The following is a 22,436-nucleotide window of genomic DNA, read 5'->3' on the forward strand; positions in this document are numbered from 1 at the left end:
ACGGGAAGTTCCACCTCCCGCCGTCCGCTTCACCGTTGCAATGGCGACTCACCGAGGAGACATCAGATGCCCACTGTCGCGAGCCGTCAAGACGGCACGTATCCACGTCCGCAGCTGATCCGGGGAAAGCATCTCGCGCTCGACGTGCTCGCCGGCTTCCGCTACGACGACGCCGACGTGGGCCGCGACCGGCACTGGGAGAACGACACCCAGGCCTTCGCGCACCAGATCCAACTGCCCTTCCCGCCCGAGTCTCCGGCATCCGGCATCGGTGACACGTCGTTCCACCCGGTGGTCTGGTACCGCATCCCGGTGACCGACGACATGCTCGCCGAGGCGGGCGGCGACGACCGCGGCAGCCGGATGCTGCTGCACTTCGGTGCCGTGGACTACGAAGCCGACGTCTGGGTCGACGGGATGCACGTCGCTTCCCACGTCGGCGGTCAGACGCCGTTCAGTGCCGACATCACCGCAGCCCTCGACCCGGTGACCACCGAACATTCGATCGTGGTGCGCGCGAAGGACGACCCGCTCGACGTGACCATGCCCCGCGGCAAGCAGGACTGGCTGCCCGAGCCCCACGACATCTGGTACCACCGCACCACGGGCATCTGGCGCACCGTGTGGCTCGAGGCGGTGCCGCGCGTGCACATCACCGACCTCGCCTGGACGCCGGACGTGCCCCGCGCCACGGTGCGCGCCGAGATCGAGCTCAGCTCACGCCCCTTCCCCGCCGCCCGCATCGACGTGGAGGTCTCCCTCGACGGTCGCGTGCTGGCGCACCAGAGCGTCACGACCACCGATGACCAGGTGACGGTGGACATCGCGCTCGGCGAACTGCGCAACGGGCAGCACTACGAGCGGGCACTGTGGTCGCCCGAGCATCCGCGTCTCATCGACGCCACCGTGCGGTTGACCGAGCTGAACGAGTCCGGTGAAGCGGCGCCCGACTCCACCACCGACGAGGTCTCCAGCTACTTCGGGCTCCGCACCACCGCGGTGGAGCACGGCCGCTTCCTGCTCAACGACCGGCCCATCTACGTGCGCTCGGTTCTCGAGCAGGGCTACTGGCCCGAATCGCACCTCACGCCGCCGTCCGTGGAGGCGCTGCGCGAGGAGGTCGAGCTGATCCTGTCGCTCGGCTTCAACGCCGCCCGCATCCATCAGAAGGTCGAAGACCCGCGGTTCCTGTACTGGGCCGACCGCCTCGGCCTCATGATCTGGGGCGAAACGGCCGGTGCCTACTCCTTCACCGCCACCGCGGTGCAGCGCCTGACCACGGAGTGGATCGACATCGTGCGGCGCGACCGCTCGCATCCGTCGATCATCACCTGGGTGCCGATCAACGAGTCGTGGGGCGTGCAGCACGGCGCGTCCGACCCGGCGCAGCGGGCCTACGGTCTCGCGCTCGTGAATCTCACCCGGGCGCTCGACGCCACCCGTCCGGTGATCTCGAACGACGGCTGGGAGCACACCGACAGCGACATCTGGTCGATCCACGACTACGAGCCGTCCGGCAGCGTGCTGTCGGCCCGGTACGGCAGCCGCGAGTCGATCGACGCAGTGCTCGACGGCATGGGGCCGGCCGGCCGTCGGATGAGCGTGCAGCCCGGCGGTCGGGTCGACCGCGACCAGCCCGTGATGCTCACCGAGTTCGGCGGCGTCAGCTACACCACCGGGCAGACGGTGGAGGACAACTGGGGATACTCCACGGCGCAGGATGCGGACGATTTCCGTCGACGGCTGGCCGACATCCTCGACGCGGTGAACGCCTCGCCGATCCTGCAGGGCTTCTGCTACACCCAGATCACCGACACCCGGCAGGAGACCAATGGTCTCTGCGACGAGAACCGGAAGCCGAAACTGCCGGTCGAGACGATCGCCGGCATCATCCGCGGGACAATCGAGTCATGACCCCTCTCTCCGGCACCGCCATCGACCTGCGCTCCGGCGCCTACACCGCATCCATCGCGAGCATCGGCGCCACCGTGCGCCGGTTGCAGCACGACGGGCGGGACCTCGTGGTCCCGTTCGACGCCGACTCGGTACGCCCCTTCTTCCGCGGCGCCACGCTGGCGCCCTGGCCGAACCGGATCGTCGACGGTCTGTGGGAGGCACGCGGGAAGACGCAGAAGCTCGCGCACACCGAGCCGGAGCGCGCGCACGCGCTGCACGGCCTCGCCGTGTGGCTCGACTTCGCCGTGGAGGAGCAGACGGAGAGCAGCGTGCGGCTGTCCGCCACCGTGGTCGCGCAGACGGGCTACCCGTTCCGCATCGACCTGTCGGTCTCGTTCACCCTCGATGACGGCGGCCTGCACACCACGGTGACCGGCACCAACAGCGGGTCGGAGACGGCCCCGTTCGGCACGGCGCCGCATCCGTACCTCGTGGCCGGGGACGGCCTCGTGGACGACTGGACCCTCACCCTGCCCGCCGGCCAGGTGCTCACCGTGACCGAGGACCGGCTCATCCCCGTCGCCCTCGCCGACGTGGCGGAGGAGAACGGCGGCGAGTTCGACTTCCGCGCCGCGCGCGCCATCGGCGACACCTTCATCGATCACGCCTTCACGGACGTCTCACGGGACGCCTCCGGCATCGCGGAGGTGCGGCTGACCGCGCCGTCGGGCACGGGAGTGGCCATGCGCTGGGGCACCGAGTGCGGATGGGTGCAGATCCACACCGCCGATCAGCCGGAGCCGTCCATCAGCCGGCTCGGCCTCGCGGTCGAGCCGATGACCTGCCCGCCGGATGCGTTCAACTCCGGCACCGACGTTCTCTGGCTCGAGCCCGGCGCATCCGCTTCGGCCGGCTGGACCATCACCGCCCTGTAGTCGCGCCGCGACCGCGTGCGTCCGTGAGCCCCACGTCCGGTCCGACCTCTGAGCCCCACGGTCCCTGAGCCACTCCCACGGTCCCTGAGCTTGTCGAAGGGACATCGGGTGACGTCCCTTCGACAGGCTCAGGGATCGCCCTTCGACAGGCTCAGGGACCGTATGTGACAGGCTCAAAGACCGCCCTTCGACGGGCTCAGGGACCGCGCTCCGCAATCACAGCACCCAAGGAGAATCATGCCCACGGCACCCCTCGACCCACCGGCACTGGCTCGCGTCCGGCTGCTCGACGGTCCGCTCGCCGAGTCGCAGCGCGTCAACGCGGAGTATCTGCTCCGGCTCGACCCCGACCGTCTGCTCGCGCCGTTCCTCCGCGAGGCGGGGCTGCCGCGCGTGAAGCCGAGCTACGGTAACTGGGAGAACGAGGGTCTCGACGGGCACACCGCCGGGCACTATTTGTCCGCCGCCGCGATGCTCTACGCGGCAACGGGCGACCGGGTGGTGCTCGACCGCCTCGATCACATGGTCGACGTGCTCGAGACGTGCCAGCGCGAGGTCGGATCGGGCTACGTGGGCGGCATCCCCGACGGCCTCGACTTCTGGGCCGACGTGCGGGCCGGGCGTGTGGGGTCGGACTCCTTCTCGCTCGGCGGCCGCTGGGTTCCCTGGTACAACCTGCACAAGCTGTTCGCCGGGTTGCTCGACGCCGAACGGTACGCCGGCTCGCACCGCGCTCGGGACGTCGTGATCCGCCTGGCCGACTGGTGGCTGGGCATCGCCGCGGACATCGACGACGAGCGCTTCGAGCGGATGCTCGACACCGAGTTCGGCGGCATGAACGAGGTCTTCGCCGAGCTCGCCGCCCGCACGGGCAGCGACGACTACCTCGCGATGGCGAAGCGGTTCACCCACGCCACCATCGCCGACCCGCTGGTCGAAGGACGCGACGCGCTCACCGGACTGCACGCGAACACGCAGATACCGAAGGTGGTGGGCTACGCCCGGGTGGCGGCGCTCTCCGGCGATGAACGGCTGGCCACCGCCGCCCGCGAGTTCTGGCGCATCGTGGTGGCGAACCGCAGCGTGGCGTTCGGGGGCAACAGCGCCCGGGAACACTTCCACGACTCCGCCGACTTCACGCCGATGCTGATCGAGCGCCAGGGCCCGGAGACCTGCAACAGCCACAACATGCTCCGCCTGAGCGAGTCGCTGTACTCGGCGAGCGCCGACCCGAAGTACCTCGACTACTACGAGCGCACGCTGTTCAACCACATCCTGTCGGCGCAGCATCCGGAGCACGGCGGCTTCGTGTACTTCACGCCCGTGCGTCCGGGCCATTACCGCGTGTACTCCGCACCGGAGGACGGCTTCTGGTGCTGCGTAGGCACGGGGCTCGAGAGCCATGCGAAGCTCGGCGAGCTGGTCTACACCCGCACCGGTGGCGACGTCGAGGTGAACCTGTTCGTCGCCTCCACCTTCGAGGATGCCGAGCTCGGGCTCACCCTGCGGCAGGAGACGCGCTTCCCGTTCGAGGACATCAGCCGCCTCACCGTGGACGTGGCGGAACCGCGAACGTTCGGCGTCAGCATCCGCGTTCCGTCGTGGGCGTCGGCGCCCATCACCGTGCTCGTGAACGGCGAGGCGGTGGATGCGGCGGCCGGTGCGGGAAGCCCGGCCGGACGCATCCGGGTGGAGCGCGCCTGGCACTCCGGGGACGTGATCGAGGTGACGACGCCGATGGCAGCGCGGGTGGAACCGCTGCCCGACGGGTCCCCGTGGGGAGCCGTGTGCTTCGGCCCGATCGTGCTGGCGGCGCGCACGGGTACCGACGCGCTGGACGGGCTGATCGCCGACGACAGCCGCATGGGTCATGTGGCGAGCGGACCACTCGTTCCGTTCGCCGGCACGCCGATCCTCGCCGTGCCGGGGCTCGCCGTTGCCGGTGCCGATGCGAATGCGTCGGCCGGCGCAGGCGCGTTGGAGACGCCCGTCGACCTCGAGGTCGTGGATCGAGGTGCGCTGCGGTTTGCGATCCGCGCCGTCGACGGCACCCGCGTCGAACTCGAACCGTTCTTCGGTCTGCACGACGCGCGATACACGATGTACTGGCCGCTGGTGCCATCGGACGCGGACGGCGGGGCGGTGTCCGGCATGCGCAGCCTGCTCGCCGAACTGGACGAGTCGCTCGCGCTCGACGTGCGCACGCTCGACTCGGTGGGGTTCGGCGAGCAGCAACCCGAATCGGATCACGCCTTCACCGGCTCCGACACCCGAGTGGGATCGACGGACGGCGTGCACTGGCGCGAGACCACCGACCGGTTCGCGGTCCGGATCCGCACCCACGACGGTGCAGCCCGATCGCTGCGGGTGGTCTGGCTGGCGACCGACGCTCCGGCGGCGTTCACCGTTTCCGTCGACGGCGAGGACGTGTTCGCGTTCGATTCCGCCGAAGACGAGTCGACCGCCGCGCCGAACGTCGATACGGACACGGACGGCGACGCCGCACCTCGCGGTTCCCACTCCCGCGAGGTCGACATTCCGCCGGCCGAGCGCGACACGCTGACGGTCGAGGTGCGAGCGCTCCGCGGTCGGCCTTCCGCCCGCATCCGCGAGATACGGCTCCTCGCCGCGCTGTGAGGCCGGTTGTGCTCGAGCGCTCGGCCGAGTGCGGGGCGTCGGGTTGGTCCGCGCCGCGCGGGTAGGCTAAACTCGTCCACGGCCCGGTTCCGGCTGAGCCTCTTGGGGTATGGTGTAATTGGCAACACGAGAGATTCTGATTCTCTTATTCTTGGTTCGAGTCCAGGTACCCCAGCAACAGCCCTCAGTTCCTTCGGGAGCCGGGGGCTTTTTCGCATTCCGGCCGCAGTGCCGAAGTCGCGGTCCTCTCCAGCGCGCAGCCCCGGTCACTGATTTTCCGCACCCGCAGCCCCCTGCTGAATTTACGCCGGGGAAACACGACGAACGGGCGACCGTAACGTGCGACCGATCTCATGGAACCGCGGTAGTCGCACGCGCTCGTGCGTGGGACACCGCACCGGTATCCGTTCCTCGCGAACGTGTACGACAGCGGATGGGGACGCGCATGACGGCACTGAAGAATCCAGCAGCCCAGATCGGGATCGCGGCGGTCGCCGGCATCCTGTTCGGCCTGATCGTGGGCGAATGGGCGGCGAACATCAAGTTCGTCGGCGACATCTTCATCCGGCTCATCCAAATGGCGATCGTGCCGCTCGTGATGTCGTCGGTCATCGTGGCGACCGGTGCGATGTCCGGCAAGGGCACGGGCAGGCTCGCCGTGCGCACGTTCGGCTGGATGATCGGGTTCTCGATCATCGCCGCCGTGCTCGCTTGGGGCCTCAGCGTGCTTCTCCGGCCCGGGGTCGGCATGGATTTCAGCGGCGAGACCGACCCGGCGTTGGCGGATGCCTCCGGTGACGCGGCCGGGTGGCAGGACACGGTGCTCGGCTTCGTATCGACGAACATTTTCGCGTCGATGTCCACCGCCACGATGGTGCCGATCATCATCTTCTCGCTGATCTTCGGCGCGGCCCTCAACAGCTACGCGGGCGCGACCGGTAACACGCTCGTCCTGCAGTTCTTCGAGCAGTTGCAGCAGATCGTGCTCACCATGATCCGCTTCGTGATGTACATCGCGCCGATCGGCGTCTTCGCCCTGCTCGCCGCTCTCGCCGGCGACGTGGGCTTCGCCGTGGTCACGACAGCGCTCGCCTACCTCGGCACCACCGCGCTCGGCGTGGCTCTCCTCACCGCCCTGTTCGTGGTGGTCGTCGCAGCACGCACGGGACTGAACCCGGCGCGTCTGCCCGGCAAGCTCGCCGAGCAGACGGCGATCGCCGTGACCACGACCAGCTCGGCCGTGACGTTCCCGACCGTGCTGCGCAACACCGTGGAGAAGGTGGGCGTGAGCCAGCGGGTGGCCAACTTCACCCTGTCCGTGGGGCTGACCATGGGGTCGTACGGCGCCGTGCTCAACTACATGATCGTCATCATGTTCCTGGCCCAGTCGGGCGGGATGGCGCTGACCCCGGGCCAGATTTTGCTGGGGATGGCTCTGGCCATCCTGCTCAACATGGGCACCATCACGGTGCCCGGCGGGTTCCCGGTGGTGGCGATGTTCCTCGGCACCACGCTGGGGCTTCCCCTCGAGGCCGTGGGCCTGCTCATCGCCGTCGACTGGTTCACCGGGATCCTGCGCACCTTCCTCAACGTGAACGGCGACACGATGGTCGCCATGCTGGTGGCGAAGCCGACCGACGAGATCGATCGCGACGTGTACTACGGCCGCACGACGGCCGTGGCCGACGCCGTCGACGCCGAGGACGCGGCGGAGAATGAGAAGAGGTTCGCGCGCGCCGACCAGGCGGACTGACGGTCGAGCCGGTGCAGGCCGGACCGGGCCGGCGCAGGCCGCACCGGGCCGGCGCAGGCCGCACCGGGCCGGCGCAGGCCGCACCGGGCCGGCGCAGGCCGCGCCGCGCCAGTCAGTCCTGTCGGTGCTCAGCCGGTCGGCGTGCCGGTCAGCCGGCGAAGGCGAGATCGCGGTTGACCGTGGCCGCCACGCGTGCCCCCGCGCCCGCCGCGATGATGAGCTGCTGCGGACCGGGCTGCGTCGAGTCGCCGGCGGCGTAGATCCCGTTGCGGGACGTGCGACCGTGCGCATCCGTGGTGACGAAGCCCTCATCGTTGGTGTCGAGGTCGAGGTCCGCCGCGAAGGCGAGCGATGGTTCGTACACCGGGCGCAGGAACCCGGCCGTGCGCGGCACGACGGTGCCGTCTTGCAAGCGGATGCCGGTGAGCCCGGTGCGGTCGCCGTCGACGTCGGCGATCGGTCGCCGGTCGACCGGAATGCCCCGGGATGCGAGGAGCGCCTCGTCGTCGGGCGTCACCACGCCGACGCCGTTGGTGAAGACGATCACGTCGGCCGACCACTGCGACAGCAGAATGGCGCGGTCGGCGAGGTCGGCGGTCTCGCCGATGAGGGCGAGCGGCTGATCACGGCTCTCGTACCCGTCGCACTCGATGCAGCTGTGCAGGGAGGTGCCGTAGAAGGCGCGGAGGCTGGGCAGCGCCGGCATCACCTCGACCACCCCGGTGCTGATGATCACCGTGCGGGTGCGCACGGTGCGGTTCGGCGCTCCGCGCACCCCGCGCGCCTCGACGGTGTAGCCGCCGTCGGTCGCGGTGATGGTCTGCGCGAGCGCCAGCTGGAACTCGCCGTCGGGGTAGCCCTCGATCTCGGCTTGGCCGAGCTTGCGGAGCTCGAGCGGGGAGATCCCGTCGCGGGTGAGGTATCCGTGGGAGTGCAGGGTGGCCGCGTTGCGCGGGCGGTTGCTGTCGAGCACGAGCGTCCGTCGTCGCGCGCGCACGAGGTTCAGGGCGACGGAGAGGCCTCCGGGGCCCGCGCCGATCACGACGGTGTCGTACGGGGCGTCGGGGTTCGCGTCACCGGCGTTCGATTCCGGCTGCGTCACTTCGACAGGCTCAGCGACAGTGTTCGGTTCAGCGGCCGCGGCGGACCCGGCGACCGTGGCGGGCTCGGCGCCGGCGGAGGGGTCAGGCATCCGCGACCTTCGAGGCGAGGGCGCGCAGCCGGGTCATCGTCTCGTCCTTGCCGAGGATCTGCATGGACTCGAACAGCGGCGGCGAGATCTTCCGACCGGAGATGCCCACCCGCAGCGGTCCGAAGGCGACGCGCGGCTTGAGCGCGAGTCCGGTGACGAGCGCGTTCTGGAGCGCGGCCTGGATGAGGTCGTGCTCCCAGCCCGCCTCGGGCACCTCCTGCAGGGCGGCGTCCGCGGCGGCGAGTACGTCGGATGCGTTCGCGGGCAGGCCCGACACCGCGGCGTCGTCGTACTCGAGAGCATCAGCGCCCACGAAGAGGAAGGCGAGCAGCGCCGGCGCCTCGCCGAGCAGCTGCATGCGCTCCTGCACGAGGGGGGCCGCCTGCGCCAAAATCGCGGACTGCTCCTCGGTGGGCGGATCGGGAACGACGCCCGCCGATGCCAGATACGGCACGAGTCGGGCCGCGAAGACGTGCGGGTCGAGCATCCGGATCTGGTCGCCGTTCAGCGACTCCGCTTTCTTGAGGTCGAACCGTGCGGGGTTCGGGTTCACGTCGGTCACGTCGAAGGCGGCGACCATCTCGTCGAGGGAGAACACGTCGCGGTCGTGAGTGAGCGACCAGCCGAGCAGCGCCAGATAGTTGACGAGACCCTCGGGGATGAAGCCGCGGTCGCGGTGGTGGAACAGGTTCGACTCGGGGTCGCGCTTGGAGAGCTTCTTGTTGCCCTCCCCCATCACGTAGGGCAGGTGGCCGAAGCGCGGGATCGCATCCGCCACGCCGATGTCGATGAGCGCGTGGTACAGCGCGATCTGGCGGGGGGTGGACGACAGCAGGTCCTCGCCGCGCAGCACGTGCGTGATGCCCATGAGCGCGTCGTCGACGGGGTTGACCAGCGTGTAGAGCGGATGTCCGTTCGGGCGCACGACCACGAAGTCGCTGAAGGAGCCCGCCGGGAACGTGATGGGGCCGCGCACGAGGTCGTCGAAGGAGAGGTCGGTGTCGGGCACACGGAGGCGGAGGGCGGGCACGCGTCCCTCGTCCCGGTACGCGTTCCGCTGCTCCTCGGTGAGGTCGCGCTCGAAGTTGTCGTAGCCGAGCTTCGGATCGCGGCCCAGCGACACGTTCCGCGCCTCGATCTCCTCGCCGGTCGCGAAGCTCTCGTACAGCGCCCCGGACTCCGTGAGCCGGGCGATCACGTCGGAGTAGATGTCGTAGCGCTGCGACTGGCGGTAGGGGGCGTGCGGCCCGCCGACACCCTCGCCCTCGTCCCAGTCGAGTCGCAGCCAGCGGAGCCCGTCGAGCAGCTGGGTGTAGCTGTCCTCGCTGTCGCGCGCGGCATCCGTGTCCTCGATGCGGAAGACGAGCTTGCCGCCGGTGTGCCTGGCGTACGCCCAGTTGAACAGCGCGGTGCGGATGAGGCCCACGTGCGGAGTGCCGGTGGGTGACGGGCAGAAACGCACCCGTACGTCGGCTCCGGTGGCGGTGGACACGGGATGCGAGGAGATGTCAGACATACTGACGACGATTCTAGTTGTCGCAGTAGGCGGCGAGCAGCGGGGTGAGCGTCGGTTCGCTCGAGCGATCGGTGCCGCAGCGCAGCACGGCGCTACCGCCCGTCGCCGCAGGATCCACGCCGATCAGCTCTCCCCCGCCGAGGCGGCTGCCGTCGCAGGCCGTGACCGTGAACGGCACCCGCAATTCGTCGCCGATGTAGCCGATGACGAACTGCGCGTTCTCATCGAGCGCCGGTCGGAACGAACTCACCACGACGCGCCCGCCGAACGTGGGCGACACGATCCCCGACGTGCGGAACTGGCTGATCAGCTGGTCGATCCACGCGTCGGGCTCCACCAGGCGCTGCACGTTCCCGGTGATGCGCGGACCGTTGGCGAGGTCGACGTCCTTGATCACGAGACGACTCTCGGCGTGGCCCCGCACCGCCGCGTCGGGGTTTGGTTCGGCGTCGGACGCGGGTTCGGGCACGCGGACCGTTTGGGTCCGCACGGCCACGAGGCGTGCTTGCGCACCGGGTAGGGGCGGATCTGCGTCTATGCGCACGTCGTCGATCGAGCAGCCACCCGGGAGGCGCAACTGCGGTTTGAGATCCGCGGCCGAATCCCCGCCGCTGTCCGGGGTGGCCGCATCCGTCGACTCGACGTCGGGTGTGGCGGACGCGTCGGGAAGGTTGTAGTCGTCCTCCCCGTAGAGGCAGCCGGAGAGCGCGAGCGTCCCCACCACTGTGAACGCGGCGGCGAGCGTGCGGGAGGCGGCGGTCGCCTTGTGCCATGCGACGACGAGCGCGCGGGAGCGAACCCTCCGAATCGGAGATCCTCGCCGACGGTGGCGTCCGACCGGCATCACGGCATCCGATCCCGCCCGCCCGCGTCCTAACGGTTGCGAGCGGGGTTGCTCAGCGTGCCGATGCCGGCGATCGCGACCTCGACGGTCTGGCCGTGGGTGAAGGGACCGACTCCGGCCGGGGTTCCGGTGAGGATGACGTCGCCGGGCAGCAACGTCCACACGCTGGAGGCGAAGGCGACGATGTCGGGAATCTTGTGAATCATGTCGCGGGTGTTGCCGCTCTGCGTCGTCACGCCGTCCACCCGGGTCTCGATGGCGGTGTCGTGCCAGTCGAGTTCCGTCTCGATGTACGGGCCGAGCGGGCAGAACGTGTCGTAGCCCTTCGCGCGGGCCCATTGTCCGTCGGAGCGCTGCAGGTCGCGGGCGGTCACGTCGTTGGCGATGGTGTACCCGAAGATCACGCTCTCGGCGTCCTCGGCCCGGACGTGCTTCGCGATGCTGCCGATCACGATGGCGAGCTCGCCCTCGTGCTCCACGCGGTTGCTCTCCGGCGGCAGCACGATCGCGTCGCCCGGGCCGATGACCGACGTGTTCGGCTTGAGGAAGATCAGCGGGGTGGTGGGCGCCTCGCCGCCCATCTCCGCCGCGTGCTCGGCGTAGTTCTTGCCGACGGCCACCACCTTGGAGCGCGGAATCACCGGCGCGAGGATGCGCGCTTCCGCGGCGGGAACGCGCTTGCCCGTCGTCTCGAAACCGGCGAACATCGGGTCGCCGGCGAGCACGACGTACTCGTTCTCCTCCTCATCGAGGATGCCGTACATGGGGTCAAGGCCCTGGCTGAAGCGCACGATTTTCACGCGTCGAGCCTATCCCCGCGGAGGAGTTGTCCCCAGATTCGGAGGTGAATCTTCAGATCTATGTTCGATAGTGAGATAATTTTGGTATGGAACTTCTCTCGCAGATGCTCCGCAATGCAGCGGACTCTGTTGCCCTCATCGGGGACTGCGCGGCGCACTTCGCCGCGCTTGTCCCGGCGGATCTTCGAGCGGCGCAAGACCGCATAACGGCACTCCGCCGCCACGTCGATCGATACGCCGCACTCGCTGCAGCCGAGATCGCCCACCGTTCCCGTCCCGAGGTCGGCAACGGTGGCATGGCGCAGAGCGCCGGGTTCATCTCACCCGAGGCGATGCTGCAGTCGATCAGCGGACTGTCCCGCCCCGAGGCGGTGAAACTGGTGAAGCTCGGCACCATCATCGCTGAAACCGAGGCCGTCGAGGCACTCACGACTTCCCCGGTGAGGACGAGTACCGGCGGACCCGGTGGGGAGGACATCCCGGCCGGCCCCATTCCCTCGCCATCCGTGCCGCCCCCGTGGCAGGCACCTCTGGTGGCCGCTCTCACTGCCGGCGTGCTGTCGATGGAATCCACGGACGCGATCCGGCGGGCGCTCGGCGACACCGGTCCCGGCGTCTCGGCCGACGCGCTCACCGAGGCGTGCACGCAGTTGATCGAGCAGGCGTCGGGCTCGAGTCCCGACCAACTGTTCCGAAAGGCGAAGCACCTCCGTGATGGCCTCGACGGGGAGGGCATCGAACGGCGCGAACGAACACGATGGGATTCGCGCCTAGTGCGTCGGTGGAAGGACGACAACGGGATGCACTGCGGCCGATGGTGTCTCCCGCCCGAAGACGGCGCTCTCGTCAACGCCGCGTTCGACGAGATCCTCTCGCCTCGACGGGGCGGTCCGCGCATGGTGGATCCGGAAGCGAAAGCTGCAGCCGAGGACCTGCTCCATGATGAGCGCACAAACGACCAGATCGCCGCGGACTGCTTCGTGGCGATGATTCGGTTAGCAGTCGACGCCGATCCCGGCACGCTGTTCGGTCACCGACGCCCGGCCGTGCGAGTTGTTGTCTCCAACGTGCACCTCCGGGCACGCGCCGGTCACGGCCGAATCGAGGGCCAGCATGACCCTGTCTCTTTCGGCACCGTGGAACGGCAGCTGTGCGACACCGGGGCCGTCGCGGTCGGTTTCGATGACGACGGGCAATGCGTCAACGTCGGACGTCAGAAGCGATTCTTCACTCCCCGACAACGCATCGGTATGGCTGTGCGCGACGGAGGATGCCTCTTCCCCTCCTGCGATCGGCCCCCGTCCTGGTGCGAGGCACATCACATCAACCAATGGGAGAGAGACAGGGGCGAAACCGACATCGCCGACGGGGTGCTCCTCTGCAGGAGACACCATCTTCTTCTGCACGACAACTCCTGGCAGGTGCTGCGCGACCGGGCCACCTACTGGCTTAGACCGCCGCGAAGCGTCGACCCCGATCAGGCGCTCATCCCGATGCGGAGCCGCAATCCCGACCACCTCACCTCCGGCCACGCCAGCTCTGGCCGTGAGCCCAGCCCCAGCGGCGACCCCGGCTTCAGCCCCGGTGGCGACCCCGGCCTCAGCCCCGGTAGCGATCCCGGTGGAAGGCCCTCCGGTGCGGTCAGGCGGTGAGCGCCGCGGCCGCCGAGGCCACGTCGGCGTCGTCGTTCCACAGGTGGAAGGCGACTCGCACGCGTCCGCCCCGCCCCGAGGCGGTGATGCCGGCCGACGAGAGAGCCGCGAGCGCCCACCCATCGGGATCCTTCCAGGAGACGATCGCCTGATTCTGTCGGGGGCGACCGGTCGCATCGCAGAACGCATTGGCGAGCCGCAGGTTGTGCCGATGCACCTCGGCCGGATCGAGAGCCGCAAGGACCGCGAGGGCGGCGCGCGCGCCCACCCAGCTGGGCCAGGCGGGCGACACGTCGAACGCCCGGGCCGACGCGGCGAGGTGCATGTCCGGGCCGTACAGCGACGACCAGACGTCCTCGCCCGCGTACCACCCGGCGTTGTTCGCCGTGAGGGTGCGGGCGAACTCCGACGTCACGGTCATGAACGCCACACCGCGGGGGCACAGCAACCACTTGTAGGCGTTGGTGGTGGTGGCGTCGAAGCGAGCCGCATCCACCGGCATCGCGCCCGCCGCCTGGGTGAGATCGCAGAAGGTGAACGCGCCGTAGCGACGTGCCGACTCGGTGATGGCGTCCACGTCCGCGACCGCGCCGTCGGCCGACTGCACCATCGAGAACGCCACGAGATACGTTTCCGGCCCGATCGCGTCGGCGAGCTCCGCCAGGTCGACCTGGCGCACGCGCACACCGCGGGACTGCTGCACCAGGAAGGGGTACACCATCGAACTGAAGTCACCGCGCACGCATAGCACCTCCGCTCCCGGGGGAACGGAACCGGCAACCGTGCCGGCCATGACCGAGGTCTGCGATCCGATCGAGACGGTGTCCACCGGCGCCGAGACGATGGAGGCGAAGAGCCGTCGGGCGTCTTCCACCACGACACCGTAGGTCGCGGGCGAACACAACCCGAGCGACCAGTCGAGCGCGTCCTGGCGCATGACGTCGATCACATCGAGAGGCGGCAGGCCGAGGGCGCACGCGTTGAGGTAGCCGCGCACCGGTGCGAAGCGCAGCTTCGCCCGCTCGATGGCGGATGCGGTTGCAGAAACACGTGCGGATGCGGGTGCAGGTGCGGATGCGGATGCGGATGCGGGTGAGTCAAGGAGATCGACAGTGGTGCTCGTCATACTCCCACTCTCCGCGACCCGTTCCGGAAGCACTACGGCAGGACGGCTATCGCCTCCATAAGCACCGCTTATGCACCCCGGCCCGCTCACTATGCTGTGCGGATGACGAGCACCGGACGACCCCGTGGCGACAGCACGCCCGACATCGATCTGCAGTCGCTCCGAATCGTCCGGGCCATCGCGGAGACGGGTTCGATCACCGGCGCATCCCGACTCCTCGGCTACAGCCAGCCGGCGATCAGCCAGCACCTGCAACGGGCGGAATCCCGGCTGGGGATGCCGCTCATCATGCGACTCGGCCGCACCGTGAAGCTGACCGAGGCCGGCCAGATTCTGAGTCGGCACTCCACCACGGTGCTCGCAGCGCTGCAGGACGCCGCGAAGGAGATCGACGGACTCGCCGACCTCCGCGCGGGACGGGTGCGACTCGTGGCATTCCCCTCCGCGTCGTCGACCCTCGTGCCCCGGCTGTTGAGCACGCTGCGGGAGACCCGCCCGGGGCTGTCGGTGCAGTACCTCGAGGCGGAACCGCCCGAGGCTCTGGCGATGCTGCGCCGCGGCGACTGCGACCTCGCCTTCACCTTCAGCTACCCCGGCGATCCCGACGATCCGCACGGCGACAGCGCCGCGGGGCTCGGCATCACGAACCTGTTCACCGACCCGATGATGCTCATCCTGCCGAGCGATCACCCCCTGGCCGACGAGGAGGTCGTGGACCTCAGCGACCTGGAGGACGACACCTGGATCGCCGGCTGCCCCCGCTGCCGCGGGCACCTGCTCAGCCTGTGCGAGAACGTCGGCTTCGCACCCACCATCTCCTACGAGACGGACAACTTCGTGGCGGTGCTCGGCATGGTGGCCAGCGGTTTGGGCGTGGCGCTCCTCCCACGACTGGCGCTCGGCACGGCGGCCGTGCCGAGCGGCGCGGTGGTGCGGCGTGCGACGCCGCACAGCGACCGGACCATCCACATGCTCACGCTCGCCGACTCGCCGCCCACCCCGGCCCTGTTCGCCATCGCCTCGGCTGCGGCACGCATCGACGGGTCGGCCTGGCGCCTCGGACGCGCCTGACCGGACCGACGACCCGTCCTCACGCCGGCCGTGCACGGCATCGGACCGCAAAACGCGCACCGCACCGCACCGTCCAGTTGGCGTGGGACGCTGCAGCCGCCGACGCCCGTCCCGCTACTGCTCCTGCTCGCTCGGCTCCCCCAGTGAGAGCATCAAGCGGTTCGCCCAGTTGAAGAAGGACGCGCCCTGGATGACGTCCTGGATCTCGAGGTCGTCGAGCCCCGAGCTCCTCAGCCGCGTCACATGCTCCACGCCGAAACGGCTCGGCGTGCGAGCCAGAGCGACGGACGCCTCCACGATCGCCGCCCAGCGCTCGTCCTGCGCCGCATCCACACCCTCGTCGAGCAAACGATCCACATCGTCCACCCGCTTCGAGAAGTGCGCCGCGAAACGCGCGTGCACCGACGCGCAGTAGATGCAGCCGTTGAAGCGCGACGTGGCCGTCGCGGCCAGCTCCCGCTCGGCGCGCGGCAGTCCGCTCTTCGCGTTGTAGAAGATGTCGATGTCGGTCTTGGTGCGCTCGCGCAGGATCTGCGGATCCCGCGCCAGCAGCCGGAAGTAGGCGTTCTTGGCTCGTGCCTTGTCGACCAGCCCGTCGAGCTGCGCCGGAGTGAGGTCGGCCTCGGCCACCGGGTCCAGCCACGGCAGCCAGTCCAGCATGTCCCGCGTGAAGCGGGGCGGCTCCGCGGCTCCCACGTCGGTGTGCACGTGCGTGTGCTCCGCATCGGGCGCGCTCGCGTTCGTCGGGGTGCTGGAGGGGGTGTCGGTGTGCACGTGGGTCATCGGAGTCCCGCTTCCTTGAGCGTCGCGAGGCCGTGGACCACGCGGATCTGGTAGGTGAGGAACGCGACGAGCTGGGAGATCGTCACGATCGCGTCAGCGGACCATCCGGCATCGGCCAATCGGCGGAGCCGCGCCGGTGCCGCATCCCGCGGATGGAACACGAGGAAGTGCGCGTGGTCGAGCGCCGCAGGCAACCGCCCGCTCACCGCGGAGAGCGCGTCCGCCTCCGCGGCGGAGAACTCCGGTCCGTCGACCGACTCGCCGGCCAGGGGACCGTCCGGGTACGCGCCGTACGGCCCCTCGGCGCGTCCGCGGAGTGCCTCGTCGGCGACCGCTGCCACGAGCTCGGGAGTACCACCGGCGGCGCGAAGCCCGTCGGCATAGAAGTCGACGACGGGCTGGCTCTCGTGCAGCGCGGCGACGAAGGCGGCGAGCGCCCACCGCTCGACGGGCGTGACCGTGCCCGCATCGTCGGGGCGAAACAGCGCCTCGAAGCTGCCCTGCGCGTGAGCGAGGGCTTCGGGTCGGATCTCGCGGGCCTCGAACAGCGGATGACCGGGCTCGAGCCCGACGAGACGGTCGATCACATCGGCGTCGCGGTCGGAGGCGGCACGGCCGGGCTCGGTCTGGTCGGGTTCAGTAACAGTGGTCATGATTCCTTTCGGGACGTCAGGCGCCCGCGTGTGCGGACGGTACGGCGGCGAGGAGTTCTCGGGTGTACTCGTGCTGCGGCGACTGGAACAGCGTCCGGGTCGGACCCGACTCGACCACCCGCCCGAGGCTCATCACCGAGACGGTGTCGGAGATCGCCCGCACCACCGCGAGGTCGTGGGAGACGAACAGGTAGGTGAGGCCGAGCTCGCGCTGCAACTCGTCGAGCAGCCCGAGGATCTGCGCCTGCACCGTCACGTCGAGGGCGGACACCGCCTCGTCGAGCACGAGCACCTCGGGGTCGGCGGCGAGCGCACGGGCGATCGCGACCCGCTGCCGCTGCCCACCGGACAACTCCCGGGGCCTGCGCGACAGCACCGACGCGGGCAGCGCCACCCGGTCGATCAGCCCCGCCGCACGGGTCGCTCGCGCCGACGGGTCCACGAGCCGGAAGTTCCGCAGCGGCTCCTGCACGATCGCCTCCACCGTCTGGCGGGGATCGAGCGATCCGAACGGGTTCTGGTAGACGAGTTGAATGCGACGGCGGAACTGTCGAAGCGCCTCGCCGCGCAACGTTTGCGGGTCGAGCCCCGCCACCTCCACCGACCCGCTCGAGGGCTGCACCAGACCGAGGGTCATCCGCACGGTGGTGGTCTTTCCTGATCCGGACTCCCCGACGATGGCGTGGGTCGTGCCGCGCGGCACGGTGAACGACACGTCGTCCACGGCGCGGAACACGGTCTTGCCGCCCTTGCCCGCCGGGTACTCGCGGACCAGGTTGCGGGCGACGATCTCGTCGGGAACGACCGCGGAGGGATCCGCGGGCCGACGGAACTCGGTCACGGTCAGCCCCGGCGCATCGGCGAGCAGCCGGCGGGTGTAGTCGCTCCGCGGGGTGGCGAGGATGTCCGCGGTGCCGCCCTCTTCCTCCACGCGACCCGAGCGCATCACGACCATGCGACTCGACCGCTCGGCGGCGACGCCGAGATCGTGCGTCACGAAGAGGATGGCCGTGCCGAACTCGGCGCGGAGGTCGTCGAGCAGGTCGAGTACACGCTTCTGCACGGTCACATCGAGTGCGCTCGTGGGTTCGTCGGCGATGATCAGTTGCGGTTCGAGCGCGATGGCGATCGCGATGAGCACGCGCTGCCGCATGCCGCCCGACAGCTGGTGCGGGTACTGGGCGCTGCGCCGCTCCGGTTCCGGGATACCGACCCGGGCCAGGAGTTCGAGCACCCGGGTGCGGATGAACGCGCGAGTGTAGGAGCGGTTGCCGCGTCGGTGGATCTGCAGCACCTCGCCGATCTGCGCCCCGATGGTCTTCACCGGATTCAGGGAGCTCGACGGGTCCTGCGGCACGAGCCCGATGCGCACCCCGCGCACGGCCTCCAGCTGCTTGTCCGACCACCCGGAGATGTCCGCGCCGTTAAGCAGGATCTGCCCGCCCGACACGTGACCGTTCGAGGGCAGCAGCCCGATGGCGGCGTGGGCGGTGGTGGTCTTGCCGGAGCCCGACTCTCCCACCACGGCGACGACCTCGCCCGGATCGACGCGCAGCGAGATGCCGTGCACCACCTCCGTGTCGACGTGGCCGGTGCGGTAGCTCACCGAGAGGTCGCGGATCTCGAGCACGGGCACGGGCACGGCGGGAGCATCCGGCGCCGCGGCGTCCGTCCCCAAGGCGACGCCCGACGGGACGATCGGCTCGGCGGGCATCAGGAGCTCCGCCCGATCGACTGGCTGATGCGGTTGGCGGACAGCACCACGGCGACCACGATCAGGCCGGGGAACGTGGTGAGCCACCACGACGTCGCGACGTAGTTGCGGCCCTCGGCGATGAGCAGACCCCATTCCGGTGTGGGTGGCGGTGCGCCGTAGCCGAGGAAGCCGAGGGTCGAGATGGCGAGGATGGCCACCCCGAGTTGCAGCGCGGCGAGGGAGAGCACGGGACTCACCGAGTTTGGCAGCACGTGCCGCCACAGCACACTGAAGAAGCGACCACCCGATCCGAATGCGGCCTCCACGTAGTCGGAGCGGCGCACGCTCACCACCTCCGACCGCGACAGTCGGGCGAACGCGGCGATGGATCCGATGCCCACCGCGATTGCGGCGTTGATGGTGCCGAACCCGAGCAGGATGATGACGGCGAGGGCGAGCAGCAGCCCGGGGATCGAGAGCAGCACGTCGACGATGCGCATGAGGACGCCGTCGACGACACCGCCGAGGGAACCGGCGAGCACACCGATCGCGGTGCCCACCACGAGGCCGACCAGTACGGCCACGAAGGCGCCGGACAGCGAGTGCACGGCTCCGTAGACCACCCGGGCGAAGAGGTCGCGGCCGATCTGGTCGGTGCCGAACGGATGCGCGGCGCTCGGCGCCTGCAGCTTCTCCGCCGCGATGCCCCGCACGGGGTCGTAGTCGGTGAACAGGCCGGGCACCAGGGCGAACAGCAGGGCGACCAGCACGACGAGCCAGGCGAGCACGAGACTCACCGTGATCGGCCGACGACGGAACCATCGGCGCGACGTGCGCGCCGACCCCGGCGCGTCCGGCTCTCCTGCGGAAGGAACGTCGGGGTCCACGGGACGGCGGCTGGTCGCCGCGAGGTCGGCGGGGGTCGCCACGGGAGGGTTCATGCGCTCACACCCACTCTTCCTTTGAGTCGCGGATCGAGGATCGGGAACAGCAGATCGACGAGGAGGTTGACGGTCACGAAGACGAATGCGGCGAGGATCACGATCGCCTGCAGCACGGGGATGTCCTGCGCGGTCACGGCCTGCTCGGTCAGCCGACCGATGCCGTTCCGGCCGAACACCGTCTCGGTGATGACCGATCCGGCGATGAGTTCACCGATCGTCAGACCGGCGATGGTGAGCGTGGGCAGCAGGGCGTTGCGCGCCACGTGCCGCCACAGCACCCACTGGCGGGATGCACCCTTAGCCACCGCGACCGACACGAAGGGGCGCGTGTAGACCTCGTCGAGGCTGCGGCAGAGCACCTGAGCGAGCGGTGCGGAGATGGGCACCGCGAGGGTGATCACCGGAAGGATGAGCAGCTGCGCATCCGTGCCGCCGATGGTGGGCACGAGTCCCAGCTGGAAGGAGAAGACCTGGATGAGGAGGATACCCAGCCAGAAGGTGGGGATCGACACGAACAGGGACGGGACGCCGAGGAGCACGGTCCGCAGCCAGGCGAACCGGGTGTAGCTGGAGACGAACGCGATGGTGACGGCCAGTACCACCGCGAGCAGGAACGCTGCGGTCGCGAGCTGGGCGGTGGCGGGGAGTCCTTCGGCGATCCGCTCGATCACCGGGGTGCCGGTTTCGACCGAGTAACCGAAGTCCCCGCTGAGAAAGCCCACGAGCGTTTGGAAGTACTGCAGGATCAACGGCTGGTCGGCTCCGTAGTACAGCCGCAGTTCGGCGATCTGGTCGGGCGAGAGTCCGAGCTCGGGGTTCTCGAACTTGATCATGATGGCGTCACCGGGGAGCGCCTGGAGCAGCACGAACGACAGGGTGAACGCCGCCCACAGCACGAGCACCGCCTGGCCGATGCGGCCCGCGAGGTACCTGTTCACGATGCGCCCCTTCTCTCCGTGATTCCCGGTGGTGCTGCTGCGGCCGGCCGCCCCCGAGGGCGACCGGCCGCAGCGGTCGTTACTTGTTCAGCCAGACGTTGTAGAACGACGGGCGACCGACCGCCTCGAACTCCACGCCCTCCACGTACGGCGCGGCACCGTAGACCTGCGGTTCCTCGAACAGCGGGATCATGTAGGCCTGGTCGACGATGTACTCCTGGATCTCGGCGACCTTCGCGTTGCGGGCATCGGGGTCGGGCTCCGAGGCCTCCTCCTCGAGCAGCGCGTCGAGCTTCGGGTCGTTGGACAGGATCGCGTTGCGGTTCTCGGTGTGGAACTGGCTCTTGATCACATCCTGATCGGCACGGCCCACCATGGTGTGGAACGCTCCGGTCTTCGAGGCGTCCTTGATGTCGACCGCGTAGCTGCCGGCGTCACCGGGGCGGACGGTCAGCTTGGCGCCGATCTCCGTCCACTGCTGCGCGATCAGCTCGAGCGTCTCCTTCGAGAGCGGCTGGGGCAGGGCGACGAACGCGCTCACCTCGAGGGGCACGCCGTCCTTCTGCCGAATGCCGTCGGGGCCGGGCTCCCAGCCCGCCTCGTCCAGCAGCTGGTTGGCGCGGTCCGGGTCGTAGGCGAGCTTCTCACTGAGGTCCACGTAACCGAGGGCCGTGGACGACAGGGGCGACGTGGCCTTGGGGTAGTTCTCGGTGAAGATCGTGTCGACGACCTCCTGCGCGTCGGTACCGGCGAGCAGAGCCTGACGCACGGCGATGTCGCTGAGCACCGGGTTGGTCGGACGCAGGTACAGGCCGTTGTTCACCCCGCGGGTCTGCGGCGCGTACAGCTCGAATCCGGCGGACTCGACCGCGGCCTCGTCGAAGGCCTGCACGTAGCGCACGAAGTCGGCTTGCCCGGAGGTGAGAGCGCCGATGCGCACGCTGTCTTCGGGAGTGACGATCATCTTGATCTCGTCGAGGTAGGCGCGCCCCTGGTGCTCGAACGAGGCGGGCGCCCAGTCGTAGTCCTCCCGCGCCACGAGGTCGACCTGCTGGTCGACGACCTGATTCTCGACGGTGAAGGGGCCCGAGCCGACGATGTTCTTCAGCTGGCACTGCTCCTCGTAGGGCAGCGCGAGCGTTTCCGGCGATACCAGCCCCGATCCGATCACGGAGGTGCCCTGCAGGAATCCGGGCGACGGCTGCGTGAACGTGAACCGCACCGTCGTCTCGTCGATGACCTCGCTGGCCTCGTAGTTGTTGACCTGCTCCGCCACGGGAAGGCTCAGCTCGGAGTTGCCGAGTCCGTAGGTGTCGAAGTTCTTCGCTACGGCCGCCGCATCGAGGGGCGTGCCGTCGGAGAAGGTCACGCCGTCGCGGAGGGTGAAGGTGTACTCAGTCGCGTCGTCGTTCACCTCCCAGGATTCGGCGATCCACGGCTCGATCTCGAGCGTCTCGGGGTTCTGGTAGGTCAGCTTGTCGGTGATCTGGTTGAGCAATCCGCCGTTGGGGTAGAAGCCCGCGGCCGGCAGGTACAGGCAGGTGGGCGCCTGGTACTCGAGGTAGGTCAGCGTGCCGCCGGTGACCGGCTCACCCGACGTTCCCCCGGCCTCCGGGGCGGTGCCACCCGACGCGCATCCCGCGAGCAGGGTGGCCGCGGTCAGCGCCACCGTCGCCGGGATCATCTTGTGCCTGAATGCCATTGCTGTTCCTCACTTCATCGACGGTGCGCACGGGGCGCACCATTCGCTGGCTGTATGTCGCTCACCGCGACCAGACGTCGATCTGCCTCGACTGGTCCCCCGGTTTCGGTCCACGTCGTCCGACTCGGTGCTGGTGCGACTCCCCTGTAAAGAAACTTTTGAGAAAAAGTATTCCTTCGGTGTCGACCACCCGCGGTGATGGATCACTGTAGGCAGGATCCACTCCCGGTAACCACATTGTTTCCTAGGATGTCGCGCCGCTCGTTACGCGGAGGAGCGCCGTTCGTTACCGGCGCGA

The 22,436-nt window shown here is 69.3% G+C and carries 17 protein-coding genes and 1 tRNA gene; 7 read left to right on the forward strand and 11 right to left on the reverse strand.

What is annotated here, in order from left to right:
* The first annotated feature begins 66 nt into the window (after window positions 1–66).
* The 5 genes from EY822_RS02490 (at window position 67) to EY822_RS02510 (ending at window position 7,221) form a co-directional block, all read left to right on the forward strand.
* On the forward strand, window positions 67–1,914 hold the full coding sequence (locus EY822_RS02490; protein ID WP_150306829.1) for a glycoside hydrolase family 2 protein: 1,848 nt from the start codon (window positions 67–69) through the stop codon (window positions 1,912–1,914).
* Window positions 1,911–2,831, forward strand: coding sequence for an aldose 1-epimerase family protein (locus tag EY822_RS02495; protein WP_150306830.1), 921 nt, complete (start codon window positions 1,911–1,913; stop codon window positions 2,829–2,831). Before EY822_RS02490 ends, EY822_RS02495 begins: the two co-directional genes overlap by 4 nt.
* Window positions 2,832–3,068: 237 nt before the next feature.
* Window positions 3,069–5,468, forward strand: a complete 2,400-nt coding sequence (locus EY822_RS02500) for a glycoside hydrolase family 127 protein (RefSeq protein ID WP_150306831.1) — start codon at window positions 3,069–3,071, stop codon at window positions 5,466–5,468.
* Between the two features lie 103 nt (window positions 5,469–5,571).
* Window positions 5,572–5,643: transfer RNA gene (locus tag EY822_RS02505), tRNA-Gln, on the forward strand.
* A gap of 270 nt (window positions 5,644–5,913) precedes the next feature.
* A complete protein-coding gene (locus EY822_RS02510) occupies window positions 5,914–7,221 on the forward strand; it encodes a dicarboxylate/amino acid:cation symporter (RefSeq protein WP_150306832.1) in 1,308 nt (435 codons plus the stop codon).
* A gap of 148 nt (window positions 7,222–7,369) precedes the next feature.
* Here EY822_RS02510 and EY822_RS02515 read toward each other — a convergent pair whose 3' ends face one another.
* Genes EY822_RS02515 through EY822_RS02530 form a run of 4 tightly spaced genes read right to left on the reverse strand, consistent with a single transcriptional unit; the run spans window position 7,370 to window position 11,573 of the window.
* A complete protein-coding gene (locus tag EY822_RS02515; RefSeq protein WP_150306833.1) occupies window positions 7,370–8,413 on the reverse strand; it encodes an NAD(P)/FAD-dependent oxidoreductase in 1,044 nt (347 codons plus the stop codon).
* On the reverse strand, window positions 8,406–9,929 hold the full coding sequence (gltX, locus tag EY822_RS02520; protein ID WP_150306834.1) for a glutamate--tRNA ligase: 1,524 nt from the start codon (window positions 9,927–9,929) through the stop codon (window positions 8,406–8,408). The genes EY822_RS02515 and gltX overlap by 8 nt, the downstream gene beginning before the upstream one ends.
* Before the next feature lie 13 nt (window positions 9,930–9,942).
* Window positions 9,943–10,773 (reverse strand): hypothetical protein, encoded by an 831-nt coding sequence (locus EY822_RS02525; protein WP_150306835.1) that lies wholly within the window; start codon window positions 10,771–10,773, stop codon window positions 9,943–9,945.
* Window positions 10,774–10,802: 29 nt separating this feature from the next.
* Entirely contained in the window at window positions 10,803–11,573 is a 771-nt protein-coding gene (locus EY822_RS02530) for a fumarylacetoacetate hydrolase family protein (protein WP_150306836.1), read from the reverse strand.
* Window positions 11,574–11,659: 86 nt separating this feature from the next.
* Between EY822_RS02530 and EY822_RS02535 the strand changes: the two genes are divergently transcribed.
* Entirely contained in the window at window positions 11,660–13,225 is a 1,566-nt protein-coding gene (locus EY822_RS02535) for a DUF222 domain-containing protein (RefSeq protein ID WP_150306837.1), read from the forward strand.
* Here EY822_RS02535 and EY822_RS02540 read toward each other — a convergent pair.
* Window positions 13,215–14,351 carry an aminotransferase class V-fold PLP-dependent enzyme gene (locus EY822_RS02540; RefSeq protein WP_150306838.1) on the reverse strand — a complete coding sequence of 379 codons (1,137 nt, stop codon included), beginning with the start codon at window positions 14,349–14,351 and terminating at the stop codon, window positions 13,215–13,217. The two genes, EY822_RS02535 and EY822_RS02540, sit on opposite strands and share 11 nt — an antisense overlap.
* Window positions 14,352–14,453: 102 nt before the next feature.
* On the opposite strand from EY822_RS02540, the gene EY822_RS02545 reads away from it, so the two are divergent.
* A complete protein-coding gene (locus EY822_RS02545; RefSeq protein WP_150306839.1) occupies window positions 14,454–15,422 on the forward strand; it encodes a LysR family transcriptional regulator in 969 nt (322 codons plus the stop codon).
* Window positions 15,423–15,536: 114 nt separating this feature from the next.
* On the opposite strand, the gene EY822_RS02550 is transcribed toward EY822_RS02545, so the two are convergent.
* The 6 genes from EY822_RS02550 to EY822_RS02575 form a co-directional block, all read right to left on the reverse strand.
* Entirely contained in the window at window positions 15,537–16,205 is a 669-nt protein-coding gene (locus tag EY822_RS02550; RefSeq protein ID WP_150306840.1) for an alkylhydroperoxidase domain protein, read from the reverse strand.
* Complete coding sequence (locus EY822_RS02555; protein WP_150306841.1) at window positions 16,202–16,858, reverse strand: CMD domain protein; 657 nt, start codon at window positions 16,856–16,858, stop codon at window positions 16,202–16,204. Before EY822_RS02555 ends, EY822_RS02550 begins: the two co-directional genes overlap by 4 nt.
* Window positions 16,859–16,874: 16 nt before the next feature.
* Window positions 16,875–18,572 (reverse strand): dipeptide ABC transporter ATP-binding protein, encoded by a 1,698-nt coding sequence (locus EY822_RS02560; RefSeq protein WP_150306842.1) that lies wholly within the window; start codon window positions 18,570–18,572, stop codon window positions 16,875–16,877.
* Entirely contained in the window at window positions 18,572–19,495 is a 924-nt protein-coding gene (locus EY822_RS02565; protein WP_150306843.1) for an ABC transporter permease, read from the reverse strand. The genes EY822_RS02560 and EY822_RS02565 overlap by 1 nt, the downstream gene beginning before the upstream one ends.
* Complete coding sequence (locus EY822_RS02570; RefSeq protein WP_150306844.1) at window positions 19,492–20,436, reverse strand: ABC transporter permease; 945 nt, start codon at window positions 20,434–20,436, stop codon at window positions 19,492–19,494. Before EY822_RS02570 ends, EY822_RS02565 begins: the two co-directional genes overlap by 4 nt.
* Before the next feature lie 79 nt (window positions 20,437–20,515).
* Window positions 20,516–22,138: a TIGR04028 family ABC transporter substrate-binding protein gene (locus tag EY822_RS02575; RefSeq protein ID WP_227496961.1), complete on the reverse strand. Its 1,623-nt coding sequence runs from the start codon at window positions 22,136–22,138 to the stop codon at window positions 20,516–20,518.
* Between the last annotated feature and the right edge of the window lie 298 nt (window positions 22,139–22,436).

The sequence above is a fragment of the Planctomonas psychrotolerans genome (assembly GCF_008642235.1).
Lineage (GTDB): Bacteria > Actinomycetota > Actinomycetes > Actinomycetales > Microbacteriaceae > Planctomonas > Planctomonas psychrotolerans.